Origin of the sequence: Actinomadura craniellae (assembly GCF_003289645.1) — a bacterium.
Lineage (GTDB): Bacteria > Actinomycetota > Actinomycetes > Streptosporangiales > Streptosporangiaceae > Actinomadura_D > Actinomadura_D craniellae.
Map to the genome: position 1 here is coordinate 1 of NZ_QLYX01000006.1, position 15,101 is coordinate 15,101.

Below are 15,101 nucleotides of genomic sequence, written 5' to 3' on the forward strand. Positions count from 1 at the left end.
TGGGGCACGAGGACCTCCTACGGGTGCGGAGTGGCTGTGTGGTAGCTCCACACCACACCTGGGAGGTCCTCCCTATTTCAACAACATCCGGCCCGTGTCGCCGTCACCAACGTCCATGAGCAGTACAGCTAGGCGGCCGAGTCAGGCGGTCGGGCTAGGCCGCCAGGGTGGTGAGCACGCCGGGGACGTCGTCGACGACCATGGCGTCCACCCCGGCCGCGGCGTAGCCGGCGGCCTCCTCGGCGGTGGGGCACCAGGCCACCACCTCCAGCCCGGCCTGGTGGGCCACCTCGACGGTGTGCTCCAGCGGGCGGAACCGCCAGTCGGCGCGCCCCAGCCCGGACGAGCCGGTGTGCATGCCGATCGCCTGGAGCCCCAGCCCGGCCGCCGCCGCGACACCGTGCCAGATGGGGAAGCGCAGCCAGGTGAGCAGGCCCAGCGGCACTCCCGGCAGGTTCTCCTTGAGGTGCAGCAGCAGCGCCGGGTCGAACGAGGTCACCAGCAGCCGCCGGCGGCGTGCTTCGGCGGCGAGCAGCGGCAGCAGCAGCGCCCCGGTCCGCCGGGACGGGGCGTCCACCGCGTCCTCCAGCACCGTCTTGACGTCGATGTCGAGCGCGACCTCGGGCGGTAGCGCGGCGAAGACGTCGGCCAGCCGGGGCAGCCCGCACTCGGCGGCCGTGCACTCGATCAGGAAGCCGCCGTCGGGCGTGATCGGGTCGTGCCGGAGCACCAGGTCGTCGTCGGCGGTGCGCTGGACGTCGATCTCGACCCAGTCGATCCCGGCGTCGACGGCGGCCAGCAGCGAGTCGATGGTGTTCTCGGCCCCGCCCGACCCCACACCCCGGTGACCGATCACGGCGGGCGTCGATTCGAAGATCATGACTGTGCGCGCTCCCGGGCCAGGTGCTCGGCGACGACCAGGTCGAGCGGGTGGGTGACCTTGAGGTTGTGCTCGCCGCCCTCGACCACCTGGATCGGCACCTCGGGCAGGTAGCGGTGCACCACCCCGCAGTCGTCGGTGGCGGTGAAGCCCGCGTCGGCCCCGGCGAGTTCGTACGCCCGGCGGATGGTGCCCAGCCGGAACCCCTGCGGCGTCTGGAACCGGCGCAGGGACTCGCGCGGCGGCATGGCCGCGACCACCGGCCCGGGGCCGACCGCGACGACCGTGTCGGAGACGGGCTGCGCGACCGCGACGGCCGCACCGGTCTCCAGCGCGGCGAGGCAGCGGTCGACGATGCCGGGATCGACGAAGGGGCGGGCGGCGTCGTGGAACAGCACCCGCGCGTCGTCGGGCTCGCCGGCCAGCGCGGCCAGCGCGGCCAGCGTCGAGGCGGTGCGGGTGGCGCCGCCCTCGATCACCGCGCGGACGGAGCCGTACGGGGCGGCCACCCGCTCCGCCGCCGCCCGGTGCCCGGCCGCCATCACGACCAAGATCGAATTGATTCCGGGGTGGGCGTCGAAGGTCTCGATCGAGTACGCCAGAACCGGGCGGCCGCCCACTTCCAGCAGCTGTTTGGGCAGCGTGGAGCCCATGCGCTGCCCCGTGCCCCCCGCCAGCACCACCGCCACCGTCGGTGTCATCGCGCACCTCCGCTCGGGTCGTGGGCGGGGTCGAGTGGAACTTCTGTGCGAGTTCGAGCCGCTACGCTGTCGATGCGCCCGCGGTTCACATCCCGTCGTATGCGGTGCATTTTCCCTGTCCTGACCTTGGCGGAGGGCGTCGATCGATGACTGTGGCCGTGGTGCTGGCTACCGAACGGGTCGGGGGGGAGGCCGAGGCGGGGCCGAGTACCGTGCTCCCGTACGGGGACTCCTCGGGCACGCCGACTCTCCTGCAGCGGTTGATCGACCAGTTGGTCTCGCTCAACGTACCCGACGTCCATGTCGTCACCCGGCCCGATCTCGCCCCCCAGGTACGCAAGCGCGACTGCCCCGAGGGCGCCCCGGAGCCCGGCTTCACGGTGGTCGAATCCGACGACGTGGCCGGTGACCTGCGTGAGGTCGCCCGGCTGGCCCGGGCGGCGAAGGCGCCGCTGGTGATCCTGCACGGCGATCTGGTGGCCGGCGACGAGTTGCTGACCCGGCTGGTGTCCGATGCGAAGACCACCACCGCGGCGGTCGCCGCCGAGGGGACGGGCCCGCAGGTCCGGGTGCGCGGCGGCCGGGTCGAGTCGGCCGGCTCCGACCACCACGTGGTGACCGCGCCGACCGGGGTCTTCCTCGGCCTGCTCCGGGTGGCCGCCGCCGACGCTCGCGCCCTGGCCGGCGCCGCCGACCGGCTGGCCGCCCTCGCCGGGACGCCCGGCACGGCGCTCGGCGGCGACGTGCCCGGCCTGCTGCTGGTCGGCCTGGCCCGCGCGGGCGTCCAGGTCGCGGCGCGCGACCGCGAGGTCCTGGCCGGCGCCCGGGCCCGCACCCCGGCCGAGGCGGCCGCGGCCCGGGCGGCGGTCGAGGCGGTGGACGAGGACCGGGCCCGGCTCGCCGCGGCGGTCAAGGGCAACGACGGCTTCTTCACCACCTACGCGGTCAGCACCTACTCCTGGCGCATCGCCCGCCTGGCGGCCCGGCTCAGGCTGACGCCGAACATGGTCACGTCCATCTCGATGGGCGTGGCCGTGCTGGCGGCGGTGTGGTTCGCCGACGGCACCCGGGTGGGGATGCTGCTCGGCGCCCTGCTGCTCTACGTCGCCTTCGTCCTCGACTGCGTGGACGGCCAGCTCGCCCGCTACACCCGCCAGTTCAGCACGCTCGGCGCCTGGCTGGACGCGACCTTCGACCGGGCCAAGGAGTACGTCGTGTACGCCGGGCTGGCGGTGGGTTCCACCGCCGCGGCGACCACCAGCTCGGTCCACGCGGGCGACGTGTGGCCGCTGGCCGTGGCGGCCCTCGCGCTGCAGACCTGCCGGCACATGATCGACTTCGCGTTCGGCGCGTCCAAGCGCCGGATCGTGGCCCCGCTGCCGCAGACCCGGCCGCTGGACGAGCCGGGCGACGGCTTCGAGCCCGCCCCGCCCCGGCGGCGCCGCGGGCCGGCCGGCGTGGTCGTGGCGCTGTCCAACCGGACGGAGAAGATCCATGCGCTGCGCTGGGCCAAGAAGATCATCATCCTGCCCATCGGCGAGCGGTTCGCGCTGATCTCGATCACCGCTGCGCTGTTCAACGCGAAGGTGACGTTCATCGCGCTGCTCGGCTGGGGCGGGCTTGCCGCCGCGTACACCCTCACCGGGCGGCTGCTGAGATCGCTGGGCCGATGACCCCGGCACCCCGAGAGCGAGCGAAGGACCAGTAATGCACGTGCTGCCCGGCGGGAGCGTACCCGCCGCGCCGCGCCGGCCGTCCATCGACGACCAGCAGGTGGCGTACCACACCCGGCGGTTGCAGGCCTACCGCGACGACGGCCCGATCTGCGTGGCCCTGGGGCGGCTGGCGCGCGGGCAGCTGCCGCCGCTGCCGGGGGTGCTGGTCGCCGCGGTGACCGTCACCGTCCTGCTGATGAGCGGAGTGGGCGAGCAGAGCAGCCCCGCCCTGTTCGCACCGGTGGTCGTGCTGCTGCTGACCGGCCCGGCCGCAACCCATCGGCATGATGGCCGTATCGACTGGGTTGTCCCTCCGTTCATCCGGGCGATCGAGTATGGTTACCTGGCTGTACTGGGGTTCGCGCACGGCGTCTCCGCACCGCTGGTCTACGGGCTGATCGCGGTGCTCGCGTACCACCACTACGACACGGTGTACCGCACGCGCCAGCGGCTCTGGCCGCGGGAGTGGGTCTTCCGGGCCGGGCTCGGCTGGGAGGGGCGGATGCTCCTCGTGGCGTTCGCCGCCCTCGTCGGAGCGCTGCCGTTCGCGTACGCCGTGCTCGCGGTCTACCTCGGCGTGCTGTTCGGCGTGGAGAGCGTGACCACCTGGACCCGGACCGGACGCGGGAGCGGCGTCATGGTCGACCTGGAGGCTGAGGAGGAGGCCGGATCATGATCGGTATGGTGCTCGCGGCAGGCGCGGGCCGACGGCTGCGGCCGTACACGGACACGCTGCCCAAAGCGCTGGTGCCGGTGGACGGCGACACGACGATCCTCGACATCGCGCTGCGCAACCTGGCCGAGGTCGGGCTGACCGACGTCGTCATCGTCGTCGGCTACCGTGCCGAGGCCGTCGAGACGCGGCAGGCGGCGCTGGAGGCGCGGTACGGCGTCTCGATCACCCTCGTGCACAACGACAAGGCCGAGGAGTGGAACAACGCCTACTCGATGTGGCTCGCCCGCGACCACTTCGCCGAGGGCGTCCTCATGGTCAACGGCGACACCGTCCACCCGGTGAGCGTCGAGAAGACGCTGCTGGCCGCGCGGGGCCCGGACCTCCTGCTGGCGGTCGACGACGTCAAGAGCCTGGCCGACGAGGAAATGAAGGTCACCCTCGACGAGGCCGGCCACCTGCGGCGCATCACCAAGCTGATGGACCCCGCGCAGGCGTACGGCGAGTACATCGGTGCGACGCTCATCGAGCCAGCCGCCGCCGCCCCGCTGGCCGACGCGCTGCGGGCCACCTGGGAGGGGAACCCCGACCTCTACTACGAGGACGGCTACCAGGAGCTGGTGAACCGCGGCGGGACGGTCGCGGTGGCCCCGATCGGCGCCGTCGACTGGGTCGAGGTCGACAACCACGACGACCTGGAGAAGGCCCGCCGGATAGCCAAGGGCTACTGACCCATGCCCCTGCTCACCAGGATGCTCACCGCGCCCCTGTCCATCGACGTCCGGCGCGGCGCCATCGCCGGCCTCGGCGAGCTGCTGGCCGACCGCCGGATCGCCACCGAGGGCAGGGTCGCCGTCGCGGTCGGCCCCGGCCAGGGCGACGCGATCATCGAGCACATCACCCCCACCCTCGGCCTCGCCGACGTCTTCAAGGTGCCCGGCGGCACGGTCGACGCGGCCGTCCACCTCAGCTCCAACCTGCGCGCCGGGTCGTACGAGGCGCTGGTCGGCATCGGCGGCGGCAAGACGATCGACGCCACCAAGTACGCGGCGACGCTGGCCGGCATCCCCATGGTGTCCGTCGCCACCAACCTCTCCCACGACGGCATCTGCTCCCCGGTGGCCTCGCTGGAGCACGACAAGGGCAAGGGCTCGTTCGGGGTCGCCCTGCCGATCGCGATGGTCGTGGACCTCGACTACGTGCGGGCCGCACCCGAGCGGCTGGTGCGTTCCGGGGTGGGCGACGTGCTGAGCAACCTGTCGGCCATCGACGACTGGGAGTTGTCGCACGCCAAGCAGGGCGACCCCATCGACCGGCTGGCGGTGACCGTCTCGCGGATGGCCGCCGAGGCGGTGCTCGGGCAGCGCGACTCGATCGAGGCCGACGGGTTCCTGACCGTCCTGGCCGAGGCGCTGGTGCTGTCGGGCATGGCGATGTCGTTCGCCGGCTCGTCCCGCCCGTGCAGCGGCGGCGACCACGAGATCCTGCACGCGATCGACCAGCTGTTCCCCGGTACCGCCAACCACGGTGAGCTGGCCGGGCTGGGCGCGCTGTTCTGCATGCACCTGCGGACGCGGTTCCTGGGCGAGGACCCCGGCCGGGCCGAGGCCGTCGCCGAGTCCCTGTCCCGGCACGGCCTGCCGATGCTGCCGGGCGACGTCGGGCTCACTGAGGAGCAGTTCGCGCAGGCCGTGGTGTTCGGGCCGCAGACCCGGCCCGGCCGTTACACGATCTTGGAACATCTCGGCCTCGGCGAGGGCGCGGCCCTCAAGGCGGTGGGAGAGTATGTCCAGTCCTACGGACGCTGAGACGAGCCGGCCGTCCCGGCGGGCGGCCACCGTCGCTGACGTGCGCGCCGGCGGGCAGCCGCCCGGCCTCAAGGAGCGCCGCAACGAGGAGCACTGGGCCGGCCGGCTGTACATGCGGTCGCTGTCGCCCTATTTCTCCTGGTTCTTCCTGCGACTGGGGTTCACCCCCAACCAGCTCACCTACCTGATGATCGTCTGCGGGATGCTCGCGGGCCTGGTGGTGGCGCTGCCGGTGGGCGGGGTGTGGACGGCGCTCGGCGGGGCGGTGCTCATCCAGGCGTACCTGCTGCTCGACTGCTCCGACGGCGAGGTCGCCCGGTACACCGGGCAGACGTCCGTCGCCGGGGTCTTCCTCGACCGGATCGGCCACTACCTGTCCGAGGTGGCGCTGCTGATCGGTCTCGGTGTGCGGGCCCAGGCCGCCTGGGAGTCGGGCGGTTACGTCGAGCTGGGGCTGCTGGCCGCGCTCGGCGCCGCCCTGATCAAGGCCGAGACCGACAACGTGGTGGTGGCCCGGGCCAAGTCCGGGCTGCCCGCCGACCCGACGGGCGGCGACCGGGCGCTGCGGCCCCGCTCCACCGGGCTGGCGCTGGCCCGGCAGGCCGTGGCGATGCTGCGGTTCCACCGGATCATCGGCGCGGTCGAGCTGTCGCTGCTGATCCTCGCCGCCGCCGTGCTCGACGCCCTGGTGGGCGGCCACACCCCCGTGGCCACCCGGGTGCTCGCGGTCGCGGTCGCCGCCGTGGCCGTCGTCCAGACCGCGCTCCACCTCGTCAGCATCCTCGCCTCGCGGAGGCTGAAGTGACCCCTGGCCTGCTCTCGGTCGTCGTGCTCACCATGGGCAACCGGCCCGTGGAACTGGAGCGGGCGGTGCGCAGCGCGCTGGAGCAGGAGCACGTGGACGTCGAGGTGGTGCTCGTCGGGAACGGGACGGACCCGGTCGGCGACGCCGCCGCCAAGCCGCCGTTCGACGACCCGCGGGTGAAGACGCTGGCGCTGCCCCGCAACGTGGGGATCCCCGCCGGACGCAACCAGGGGGTGGCGGCGTCCTCGGGCGAGCTGATCCTGTTCCTGGACGACGACGGCTGGTACCGCTCGCCGCGGCTCGGCACGCACCTGCGCGACCGGTTCGCCGCCGACCCCCGGCTGGGGATCATCTCGTTCCGGGTGCGGGACCCCGAGGGCGGCCGGGGCGAGCGCCGGCACGTCCCCCGGCTGCGGGCGGGCGACCCCGAGCGCTCCTCGGAGGTGACCACCTTCCTGGGCGGGGCGTGCGCGGTCCGCCGGGCGGCGTGGGACGCGGCCGGCGGGCTGCCGGAGGACTTCTTCTACGCGCACGAGGAGACCGACCTGGCCTGGCAGGCGTTGAACGCCGGGTACCGGATCCTCTACGACGCCTCGGCGGTCATGTACCACCCGGCGGTGCTGCCCACCCGGCACGACATGTTCTACCGCTACAACGCGCGCAACCGGGTCTGGCTGGCCCGCCGCAACCTGCCGTGGCCGCTGGCGCTGACCTACCTGGCGGTGTGGATGACGATGACGGTGCTGCGCGAGCGCCGCCCCCGGGCCCTCAAGCCGTGGTTCAAGGGCTTCGCCGAGGGCTGGCGCAAACCGGCCGGGCCCCGCCGCCCCATCTCCTGGGGCACCGTCTGGCGGATGACCCGCACGGGCCGCCCTCCCATCATCTGACCGCGGCTGTCTAGTACGAAAGCTGAGATTTTCTCTCTAGAACCGCGCTCTGAATTCCCTGACGATCGGTGGGCCGATCCCACCCCCCGATCGCAGGGAGCCCCATGCGCAAGGTGCCGTTCCTCGCATTCCTGACCGCGATCCTGCTCACGCTGACCGCCACCCCGGCCCGTGCCGAGCCCGCCCCGTACCCGAACATCGAGTTCCCGAACTTCGACCTGGTCAAGCCGGGGGGCCAGACAGTCGAACTGCGCACGTCGTCCCGCAAACTCCAGGTGAGCTACACCTACGACGGGCGGACGCGCACGCTGGAGAACTTCCTGTCCAGCAGCAGCACCCAGGGGTTCGTCGTCCTGGACGGGCAGACCCAGGAACTCCTGGTCGAGCGGTACCACCTGGCCGACCGGAACACCCGGTTCCAGTCGTGGTCGATGGCCAAGTCGTTCACCTCCGCCGCCATCGGCATCGCGATCGGGGAAGGGCACATCCGGTCCGTCGACGACCCGGTCACCAAGTACATCCCCGAACTGGCCGGGTCCGGCTACGCCGGCGTCTCGCTGCGGCACCTGCTGTGGATGTCGTCCGGGGTCACCTGGGACGAGACCCTCGACGTCCCCGGGGTGCACGTCGGGGCCAGCATCGGCGTCCCGCTGCCCCGGATGGCCGCGCAGCGGGTGCGCGGTTGGGAGCCCGGCACCCGGTTCAACTACACGAGCATGAACTCGTTCGTCCTGGCCTGGGCGGTCACCAAGGCCACCGGGGTCCCCTACGAGCGGTACGTCGAGCGGAAGCTGTGGCAGCCGGCCGGGATGGGGTCCGCCGCCTACCTGGGCAACGACTCCAAGGGCAACTCGATGGGCTACTGCTGCTACTACGCGACCGCCCGGGACTTCGCCCGGTTCGGCCTGCTCTACCTGAACGGCGGGCAGGCCCTCGGCCGCCAGGTCGTCCCCCGTTCCTGGGTGGAGGCGTCCACCCGGCCCTCGGCGCCCAGCCCCGGGTACGGCCTGCACTGGTGGCTCGGCGAGGACGGCGAGTTCATGGCCCAGGGCTTCCTCGGCCAGACCATCTACGTGTCCCCCCGGCACAAGGTGGTCATCGTCAAGTCCACTCTGATCACCACCGGGGACGCGGGCGAGACCATGCCCGCCTTCCGCGCGACCGCCGCCGAAGTCGCCCGCACCCGCGCCGCCGCCCGCTGACCGGAACCGATCCGCGGACCCCGGCGCCCGCCGCCACCGGCGGGCGCCGGGCCGCGGCTCAGCCGCGCTCCGGGCCGCCGCGCCCGCGCCGGCGGAGGAGCAGGAACGCGGCGACCACGGCCGCCACCACCGCGGCTCCGCCGACGGCCGCGCGCACCGGCGACCACGTGTCGCCTTCCAGGTCGTAGTCCGCGTAGCCGAGAACGGGCGGGTAGGACGGTGCGGAGGGCACCGCGAGGGGCTTGTCCGCGCCACGGGTTCCGCTGCACGCGCTCGCATGCAACTCGCCGTCGCTCTGGTCGAGGAAGACCAGGTACTCGGCCCCCGGCTGCGCTTCGAAGCCGCAACTGGCGCTGGACGACACCGTGTGGACGTCCTGCCGGCGCGCGACCCTGCCCTTGTGGACGATGCGCACCTCGAAGACGAGGATCACCGGGTCGCCGCTGCTCTGGACTTCTCGCCGGACTTCCTCGCGCCGGACGACCCGCCCGACGAACACCGCGTCGGCGCCGGCGTACGCCTCCTTCTCGGTGATCATCCTGCAACTGCACGCGCAGGCGTGCTGCGGCGCCGCCAGCCCCAGCAGGGGGACGATCGCCGCCGTGACCAGAACACGGGCCAGCGCTCGCGAGGGCATGCCCCCATGGACGTGATCCGCCCTCATCCGGTTCCACGGGAAGGCCGGCGGGTCCACGTGGAATGGCGGGCAGACGGGCTGCCGCGGTGGAACCGGGAGTTCGCGTGCGGGGAACGGGGGGCTCACGGGCGGGAGGCGGGACCAGACGACCTTGCCGCGGTGCCGCGAGGCGGGCGGATGGTGGGTGGCGCGGGCGGGGATCCGCCCGCGCCGCCGGTCAGGGGGCGTCCGCGGGGCGCAGGGCGGTGAGGGTCTTCTCCCCGCCGGGGTCGGCGTCCACGGAGACGGGGACGAGGGCCACCTCGTCCACCCCGGCGTGGCCGTACTCGGCGAGCCGGGTGCGGATCGCGGCCTCGTCGCCGACCAGGGCGACCGCCTGGACGAGTTCGACGGGGACGGCCGCGAGCAGGTCCCGGGGGTGCGGTCGGGTGCGGGCGAACTCGACGACGTCTCCGAAGCCCGCCTCGGCGAACATCTCGCCGTACCCGGGTGCGGCCAGGTAGCCGACGACGGCGCGGCGGATCTGCTCGACGGCGTCCTCGGTCGGGTCCACGGCGGCGGTGACCCAGGCGGCGACCCGGGGTGCGGGGCGGCCGGCCTCGGCGGCGGCGCGGCGCAGGTGCCCGACCAGGGTCGCGGCGGAGGCGGGCGTGATCAGGTTCAGGACCATCCGGTCGGCGGTGGTGGCGGCGACGCCGATGGCGGACTCGCCGAACGCCGCCACGGTCAGCTCCGACCCGGGCGCGTCCAGGCGCAGGTGGTAGCCGCGGGTCCGGACGGTCTCGCCGGCGAAGGACGGCTTGCCCCCGTCCAGCAGTTCCCGCAGGACCTGGGCGGATTCGCGCAGCCGGGTCACCGGCCGGCCCCGGTCGCGCCCGTGCCACTCGCCCACCACCAGGGGGCTGGAGGTGCCGATCGCGACGCCGACGCGCCGTCCGGTCAGGTCGGCGACCGACGCCGCGCCGCGGGCGATCGTCATGGGGTCGCGGACGGCCACCGCCAGGGGGCCGACGGTCAGCTGGATCCGCTCGGTCTCGGTGCCGAGCGCGGTGGCGAGGGCGAAGGCGTCGTAGGTGGCCATTTCGCCCACCCACAGTTCGGGGTAGCCGAGCCGGTCGGCGGTGCGGGCGGTCAGCCGGACCTCGCCGGGCGGGCGGTCCTGCCAGAGGCCCAGGGACACGGTCAGCAGGGGGTGGTGGGTCACGCGACACGCTCCAGCACGGTGGCGCTGCCGGCCCCGCCGGCGCCGGCGACCGCGACCACGCCGTAGCGCTCGCCGGTCCGCTCCAGCTCGTCCACGCAGGACGCCAGCAGGATCGGGCCGGTGGCGCTGAAGGCGTGTCCCATCGCGATGGTGCCGCCGTTGGGGTTGAACTGCTCGTCGGTGACGCCCAGGTCCCGCTGGAACTTCAGGCAGGGGGCGGCGAACGCCTCGGCCACCTCGTACACGGCGACGTCGCCGGGTGACAGCCCGGACCGTTTCAGGGCTTTCTCCACGGCGGCCTGCCCGGCGGTGAGCGTGAGGATCGGTTCGACCGTGGCCGTGGCGGAGGCGACCACCCGGGCCCGCGGGCGCAGCCCGGTCGCCGTGGCGGCCGCGGCGTCGCCGAGCACGGCGAGCCCGGCGCCGTCCGTGGACGCGGGTGAGGTCCCGATGGTGTGCAGGTGCCGGATCTCGCCGACCTCGGGGTGGTGCCGCCGGACGAGGTCGTCCTCCCCCTCGGCGCCGGGCACGGCGAAGACCGGCCGCAGCGCGGCCAGGCCGCCGGCGGTGGTGCCGGGCCGGACGGTCTCGTCCCGGTCCAGGGCGATCTCGTCGCCGTGCCGGACGGGCAGCAGCGAACCGTCGAACCTGCCCTGCGCCCAGGCCGCGGCGGCCCGCGACTGGCTGCGCAGGGCGCAGGCGTCGAGCTGCTCGCGGTCGAAGCCCTCGACGGTGGCGATCAGGTCGGCGGACACGCCCAGCTGCACCGCGCCGGTCGGCTCGACGATCTGCCGCTCGGGCCAGAGCGGACCCCGGGAGACCGATCCGAGCCCGCCGGCGCTGACCAGGCTCGCCGAGCCGAAGGCGATCCGGGCCGCAGCGGTGTTGATCGCGTTGATGCCCGAGACGCAGGTCTGGGCGGCGGCCCGCCCCGCGGCGGGCTTGCACCAGCCGGCCACGAGCGCCGCGATGCGGGCCAGGTCGCCGCCCGGCTCGCCGGCCCGCTCGCCGACCTGGACCGTGCAGCCGAGGAGGAGGTCCTCGACCGTGTCGGGGAGCGCCGTGGAGCGTTCGGCGAGGCCGTTCAGCAACTGCCGCACCAGTTCCCCCGGCGGCACCTCGGCGAGCCCGCCGCCGGGGCGGGCCTTCCCGCGGGGGGTGCGCAGGGTCGACAGCACGTAGACATCGGTCATCGCATGTCCTCCGGGGTGCGAAGCTGGCCGGCGCGGACCCGGGCGGCGTGGAAGCCGGACGGGACGGAGCAGGGGAGCAGCACCCGGCCGTTCTCGAAGTGCATCGGGTGGAGCATGCCGTCGCCGTCGAACATGTGGTGGCGGTCGGGCCCGTTGCGCAGGTGGACGCCGTTGAGGTCGCGGGGGGTCTCGCCGACGACCTCCAGGTCGTCCAGGGCCGGCTCGTCCTGGACGGCGGCGAACACGCCCATCAGGTAGGGGTCGGGTTCGCCGGTGCCGGTGACAGCCCGGGCCACCGCCACCGGCCGCTCCTCGGTCATCTCGCCCCCGATTCCCTACTCCACCCCGAAGCTACTATAAAAGAAGTCAGGAAAACCGTAGCATGTGGCCCCGGAGTCGGGAAGAGCTGGCGGAGGGCGGGCCGGGTGGCAGAGGAGCGACGTCCCAGCGCGATCGGGCAGGCACTGCTGGCGATCGGCGACCAGTGGACGCTGCTGATCCTGCAACGGGCCTTCCTGCTGCACGTCCGGCGGTTCGGCGACTGGCGCGACGAACTGGGCATGTCGGAGTCGGTGCTGGCGGGTCGCCTCAAGGAACTCGTCGCCGGCGGGCTGCTGAGCCCGTCCCCCTACCGGGAGGGCGGCCGCACCCGCACCGAGTACCTGCTGACCGAGCGCGCGCTGGAACTGTGGTCGCTGCTGGTGGAGATCTGGTCCTGGGAGCAGCGGTGGGTGCCGCGCCGCGTCGGGCTGCCGGAACTCATGCACGACGGCTGCGGGAACCGCACCGACGTGGAACTGGGCTGCGCGTCCTGCGGCGAGGCCCCTGTCAGCGCCCGCGACACCGACACCCGGCGCAGCGAGGACACCTTCGCCCGGGTGGCGGTGCCACGCCACCACCGCCGGACGGTCCGGAGCGACGACGGCGACCCACTGTCCTACCTTCCCGAGACCTTCGAACTGCTCGGCGACCGGTGGAGCACCGTGATCCTCGCGGCGGCCCTGCTCGGCCTGCGCCGGTTCGCCGAGTTCGAGGCGGAACTCGGCGTGGCCCCGTCCGTGCTGTCCAGCCGGCTGCGGCGGTTCACCGAGCTGGGCGTGCTCGCCACCGACGAATCCGGCGGCGGGCGCCCCGCCTACCGGCTGACCGAGAAGGGGCGGAGCTTCTTCGGGGTGTTCACCCTGGCCATCGACTGGGCGCAGCGATGGTACGCCGCCCCGCCCGGCACCGACCTGATCATCACCCACCGGACCTGCGGGAAGACCTTCCGGCCGCAGCTGCGATGCCGGGCGTGCGGTGACCCGCTGGCCCGCACCGACGTGCATTTCATCCTCACCGACCGGCGGCTCCCGCACCCCCGGCCGGGCGACGCGCGGGAACGGGTTCCGGACGGGCCGGGAGCGGACGAGGCGGAACCGGCCGGCGGGTCCCGGTGACCGTGGCGCCCGGCCAAGGCGTGAGAACTCCCGGCCAGGGCGGCTGCGCGGTTCCCGCTCAGAGGTGCTTGCGCAGTTCCCGCACGACGGGGAGGGCGAGGTCCCCGAAGCCGCGCTCACTCACCTCGCGGTGCAGGCCACCGGTGAGGACCACGCGCAGCGGCGGGTCGCCGAGTTCCCTGCCGACGGCCGCATCCAGGGCTGCCGCGTGCCCGTCCGCGATCTCGTGGGAGCCCGTCCGGTCGGTGAACTCGTACCGTTCGGCGGGCTCGAAGTCCACGGTGACGTCCGCGACGTAGGCCCTGCCGTTGACGTAGGTGCCGGCGCTACGGGCGTGGACGCCACGTACCGGTGCCGCCAGACTGGCCGGGACCCGCCGGTGCAGGTTCCGCACCGCACGGCGGGCGGCCTCGGCGAAGCCCCGCTCGCTGCTGTCGACCTGGTGGTACCGGAAGCGGGTGAGGAGCACCCCGACCGGGAGCGCGCCGAGCTCCTCACACATCGCCGCGGCGAAGACCTCCTTGTAGGCGCGCAGCGTCTCGGCGTCCGAGCGCAGGATCTCCGCCCAGGTCGCGTCGCTCATCCAGTCCGGCCGCGCGGGCGGCGGCTCCGGCGCGACGTCGCGGAAGGTGTAGGTCGTGGCGGGCTCGAAGTCCACGGTGACGAGCGCGAACATGCCGTTGCAACTGGTCGGCACCTTGTAGTCGGCCGCCACGCCACGCACCGCGTTCCTCAACATGTGCTTGCCCGGTGTGAGAGTGATTGCATCAATATTTTGAGAGTGAGCCTAGTTGATCTCAATGGCATACGGTTGGCCGGGATCCAAGATGAGTTTATGCCCCGAGGGGAGTGCGTTGGCTGCTTCTCTTCCTGGAATCCTTATGTAAGGCATGTCGCCTGCGAAGATGCGAAGGGCCAGCAATGAGGAAAAAATGGGAACTCGTTGAGCAATGGGCGACGGTACGTGTTCTTCGCTGGAAAGTTGATATACGGCGGAGCGGTGGATTTCCTCGAGAAGTGTATTTCTTTCGGCCTGGTTCGCTTGAAGAGCGCGGGCTGCGCGTAGCAAAGGGAGGTTGGCCTGGTGCAGGTCGCGTGCGGGCAGCAAGGGGCCCCGTTGGTCGATGTACAGGTCGACGCCGTCGGGTATCAGGTCGGAAAGTTCCTCCGCCGACAAGGGCTTCCATTCTTTGAAGCCTTCGGAGTCGTCCAGGTCGAGATCCCGAGGGCCGGTAGTCGAGATTCCCAGGGCGACGAAATCATCAAAACTCCAGACTGCTGGAGAGTTGTCTTCGCGTACCGGGGCCATTAGTGCTGAGGCGTCCAGCAGATCTGCTACGACGGCGAGGCGCCTGCGCAGAAGACCGGTGATCTCCTGTGTCCATGTACGGGCGCTTTCGGTGACATCTCTCTCCCGTTTTTCCGGTGGGATCTCTCTTTCGTATCCACGCAGAACTACTTCCCTCTCCTCGTTGAAGAGGAATCGAATTCCGTGATCCCCGGGGTAGGGAAGTCGATGATCGAAGCCGTCGAAATGGATGTCTTTTGGGATACCGTCTGGAAAGGCGTCGCAGAGGTAGATCGTTCCGGAGAACGGATTTCCGTCGTTTGGGTCGTGATCGGGGTCTGGGATCATCTTCAGGCGTGCGCACGCCTGGCAGATGCTCGCTGGCGGGACAACGGTTGTCACTATCTCCCCTTAAAATGATTGTCGATAAATTCGCCGATAGCTGCGGCGATGGGTCGAGGATTTGAGCTGAATTTCCATTCGGCAAACACCTCGGCAATCATTTCGCTAGAGTTTTTCTTTGCGTATCGAACCAGCCCGTTGTGCACTTGGCCGGAGGAAGTGCGGGTGAGCGCCATCTCGACGAATTCACGGCGGTATGGGAAATCCCGCGCAGCGTGGCGGCATGGGCTGCGGCGAGGCCCGGTGCTCCACCGCACCCAGGGCTGATGC

General features: G+C 72.3%; 17 protein-coding genes. 8 read left to right on the forward strand and 9 right to left on the reverse strand.

Features of this window, described 5'->3' with window-relative positions; genetic code table 11:
• Positions 1-154: 154 nt before the first annotated feature.
• Both DPM19_RS14500 and ispD read right to left on the reverse strand, forming a co-directional pair.
• Entirely contained in the window at positions 155-880 is a 726-nt protein-coding gene (locus DPM19_RS14500) for a glycerophosphodiester phosphodiesterase (RefSeq protein ID WP_111867596.1), read from the reverse strand.
• Positions 877-1,581, reverse strand: coding sequence for a 2-C-methyl-D-erythritol 4-phosphate cytidylyltransferase (gene ispD, locus DPM19_RS14505; RefSeq protein WP_111867599.1), 705 nt, complete (start codon positions 1,579-1,581; stop codon positions 877-879). Before ispD ends, DPM19_RS14500 begins: the two co-directional genes overlap by 4 nt.
• Positions 1,582-1,727: 146 nt before the next feature.
• On the opposite strand from ispD, the gene DPM19_RS36765 reads away from it, so the two are divergent.
• The 7 genes from DPM19_RS36765 to DPM19_RS14540 all read left to right on the forward strand — a co-directional run bounded on the left by DPM19_RS36765 (position 1,728) and on the right by DPM19_RS14540 (position 8,671).
• The gene (locus DPM19_RS36765) at positions 1,728-3,254 is read left to right on the forward strand and encodes a CDP-alcohol phosphatidyltransferase family protein (protein WP_146778871.1); all 1,527 of its coding nucleotides are present in this window, start codon (positions 1,728-1,730) and stop codon (positions 3,252-3,254) included.
• A gap of 34 nt (positions 3,255-3,288) precedes the next feature.
• Positions 3,289-3,972, forward strand: coding sequence for a DUF5941 domain-containing protein (locus DPM19_RS36770; protein WP_267900880.1), 684 nt, complete (start codon positions 3,289-3,291; stop codon positions 3,970-3,972).
• Complete coding sequence (locus tag DPM19_RS14520) at positions 3,969-4,700, forward strand: phosphocholine cytidylyltransferase family protein (RefSeq protein WP_111867604.1); 732 nt, start codon at positions 3,969-3,971, stop codon at positions 4,698-4,700. Before DPM19_RS36770 ends, DPM19_RS14520 begins: the two co-directional genes overlap by 4 nt.
• Before the next feature lie 3 nt (positions 4,701-4,703).
• Positions 4,704-5,777, forward strand: coding sequence for an iron-containing alcohol dehydrogenase family protein (locus tag DPM19_RS14525; protein WP_111867606.1), 1,074 nt, complete (start codon positions 4,704-4,706; stop codon positions 5,775-5,777).
• Complete coding sequence (locus DPM19_RS14530; protein WP_111867609.1) at positions 5,755-6,582, forward strand: CDP-alcohol phosphatidyltransferase family protein; 828 nt, start codon at positions 5,755-5,757, stop codon at positions 6,580-6,582. Before DPM19_RS14525 ends, DPM19_RS14530 begins: the two co-directional genes overlap by 23 nt.
• Positions 6,579-7,469 (forward strand): glycosyltransferase family 2 protein, encoded by an 891-nt coding sequence (locus DPM19_RS14535; protein ID WP_267900881.1) that lies wholly within the window; start codon positions 6,579-6,581, stop codon positions 7,467-7,469. Before DPM19_RS14530 ends, DPM19_RS14535 begins: the two co-directional genes overlap by 4 nt.
• 104 nt (positions 7,470-7,573) lie before the next feature.
• Positions 7,574-8,671: a serine hydrolase domain-containing protein gene (locus DPM19_RS14540; RefSeq protein WP_111867612.1), complete on the forward strand. Its 1,098-nt coding sequence runs from the start codon at positions 7,574-7,576 to the stop codon at positions 8,669-8,671.
• Positions 8,672-8,729: 58 nt separating this feature from the next.
• Here the strand turns inward: DPM19_RS14540 and DPM19_RS14545 are convergent, their stop codons facing one another.
• The 4 genes from DPM19_RS14545 to DPM19_RS14560 all read right to left on the reverse strand — a co-directional run bounded on the left by DPM19_RS14545 (position 8,730) and on the right by DPM19_RS14560 (position 12,025).
• Complete coding sequence (locus tag DPM19_RS14545; protein WP_158566790.1) at positions 8,730-9,308, reverse strand: hypothetical protein; 579 nt, start codon at positions 9,306-9,308, stop codon at positions 8,730-8,732.
• Between the two features lie 217 nt (positions 9,309-9,525).
• Entirely contained in the window at positions 9,526-10,512 is a 987-nt protein-coding gene (locus DPM19_RS14550) for an LLM class F420-dependent oxidoreductase (protein WP_233510157.1), read from the reverse strand.
• Complete coding sequence (locus DPM19_RS14555; RefSeq protein WP_111867617.1) at positions 10,509-11,705, reverse strand: acetyl-CoA C-acyltransferase; 1,197 nt, start codon at positions 11,703-11,705, stop codon at positions 10,509-10,511. Before DPM19_RS14555 ends, DPM19_RS14550 begins: the two co-directional genes overlap by 4 nt.
• The gene (locus DPM19_RS14560; RefSeq protein ID WP_111868376.1) at positions 11,702-12,025 is read right to left on the reverse strand and encodes a carotenoid oxygenase family protein; all 324 of its coding nucleotides are present in this window, start codon (positions 12,023-12,025) and stop codon (positions 11,702-11,704) included. The genes DPM19_RS14555 and DPM19_RS14560 overlap by 4 nt, the downstream gene beginning before the upstream one ends.
• Positions 12,026-12,130: 105 nt before the next feature.
• On the opposite strand from DPM19_RS14560, the gene DPM19_RS14565 reads away from it, so the two are divergent.
• Positions 12,131-13,141: a winged helix-turn-helix transcriptional regulator gene (locus DPM19_RS14565; RefSeq protein WP_158566791.1), complete on the forward strand. Its 1,011-nt coding sequence runs from the start codon at positions 12,131-12,133 to the stop codon at positions 13,139-13,141.
• A 58-nt stretch (positions 13,142-13,199) separates the two neighbouring features.
• Here the strand turns inward: DPM19_RS14565 and DPM19_RS14570 are convergent, their stop codons facing one another.
• The 3 genes from DPM19_RS14570 to DPM19_RS35260 form a co-directional block, all read right to left on the reverse strand.
• Positions 13,200-13,865, reverse strand: a complete 666-nt coding sequence (locus DPM19_RS14570) for a hypothetical protein (protein ID WP_146778873.1) — start codon at positions 13,863-13,865, stop codon at positions 13,200-13,202.
• Positions 13,866-13,928: 63 nt separating this feature from the next.
• Positions 13,929-14,831: a hypothetical protein gene (locus tag DPM19_RS14575; RefSeq protein ID WP_146778874.1), complete on the reverse strand. Its 903-nt coding sequence runs from the start codon at positions 14,829-14,831 to the stop codon at positions 13,929-13,931.
• Positions 14,831-15,007, reverse strand: coding sequence for a hypothetical protein (locus tag DPM19_RS35260; protein WP_158566792.1), 177 nt, complete (start codon positions 15,005-15,007; stop codon positions 14,831-14,833). Before DPM19_RS35260 ends, DPM19_RS14575 begins: the two co-directional genes overlap by 1 nt.
• Positions 15,008-15,101 lie beyond the last annotated feature (94 nt).

What these genes read in the sequence shown, in the direction of transcription:
- DPM19_RS14540 (WP_111867612.1), top strand. Translation starts at nt 7,574, where the DNA reads ATGCGCAAGGTGCCGTTCCTCGCATTCCTGACCGCGATCCTGCTCACG.
- DPM19_RS14525 (WP_111867606.1), top strand. Translation starts at nt 4,704, where the DNA reads ATGCCCCTGCTCACCAGGATGCTCACCGCGCCCCTGTCCATCGACGTC.
- DPM19_RS14555 (WP_111867617.1), bottom strand. Translation starts at nt 11,705, where the DNA reads ATGACCGATGTCTACGTGCTGTCGACCCTGCGCACCCCCCGCGGGAAG.
- DPM19_RS14530 (WP_111867609.1), top strand. Translation starts at nt 5,755, where the DNA reads ATGTCCAGTCCTACGGACGCTGAGACGAGCCGGCCGTCCCGGCGGGCG.
- DPM19_RS14560 (WP_111868376.1), bottom strand. Translation starts at nt 12,025, where the DNA reads ATGACCGAGGAGCGGCCGGTGGCGGTGGCCCGGGCTGTCACCGGCACC.
- DPM19_RS36765 (WP_146778871.1), top strand. Translation starts at nt 1,728, where the DNA reads ATGACTGTGGCCGTGGTGCTGGCTACCGAACGGGTCGGGGGGGAGGCC.
- DPM19_RS14545 (WP_158566790.1), bottom strand. Translation starts at nt 9,308, where the DNA reads ATGCCCTCGCGAGCGCTGGCCCGTGTTCTGGTCACGGCGGCGATCGTC.
- DPM19_RS14500 (WP_111867596.1), bottom strand. Translation starts at nt 880, where the DNA reads ATGATCTTCGAATCGACGCCCGCCGTGATCGGTCACCGGGGTGTGGGG.
- DPM19_RS36770 (WP_267900880.1), top strand. Translation starts at nt 3,289, where the DNA reads ATGCACGTGCTGCCCGGCGGGAGCGTACCCGCCGCGCCGCGCCGGCCG.
- ispD (WP_111867599.1), bottom strand. Translation starts at nt 1,581, where the DNA reads ATGACACCGACGGTGGCGGTGGTGCTGGCGGGGGGCACGGGGCAGCGC.
- DPM19_RS14520 (WP_111867604.1), top strand. Translation starts at nt 3,969, where the DNA reads ATGATCGGTATGGTGCTCGCGGCAGGCGCGGGCCGACGGCTGCGGCCG.
- DPM19_RS35260 (WP_158566792.1), bottom strand. Translation starts at nt 15,007, where the DNA reads ATGGCGCTCACCCGCACTTCCTCCGGCCAAGTGCACAACGGGCTGGTT.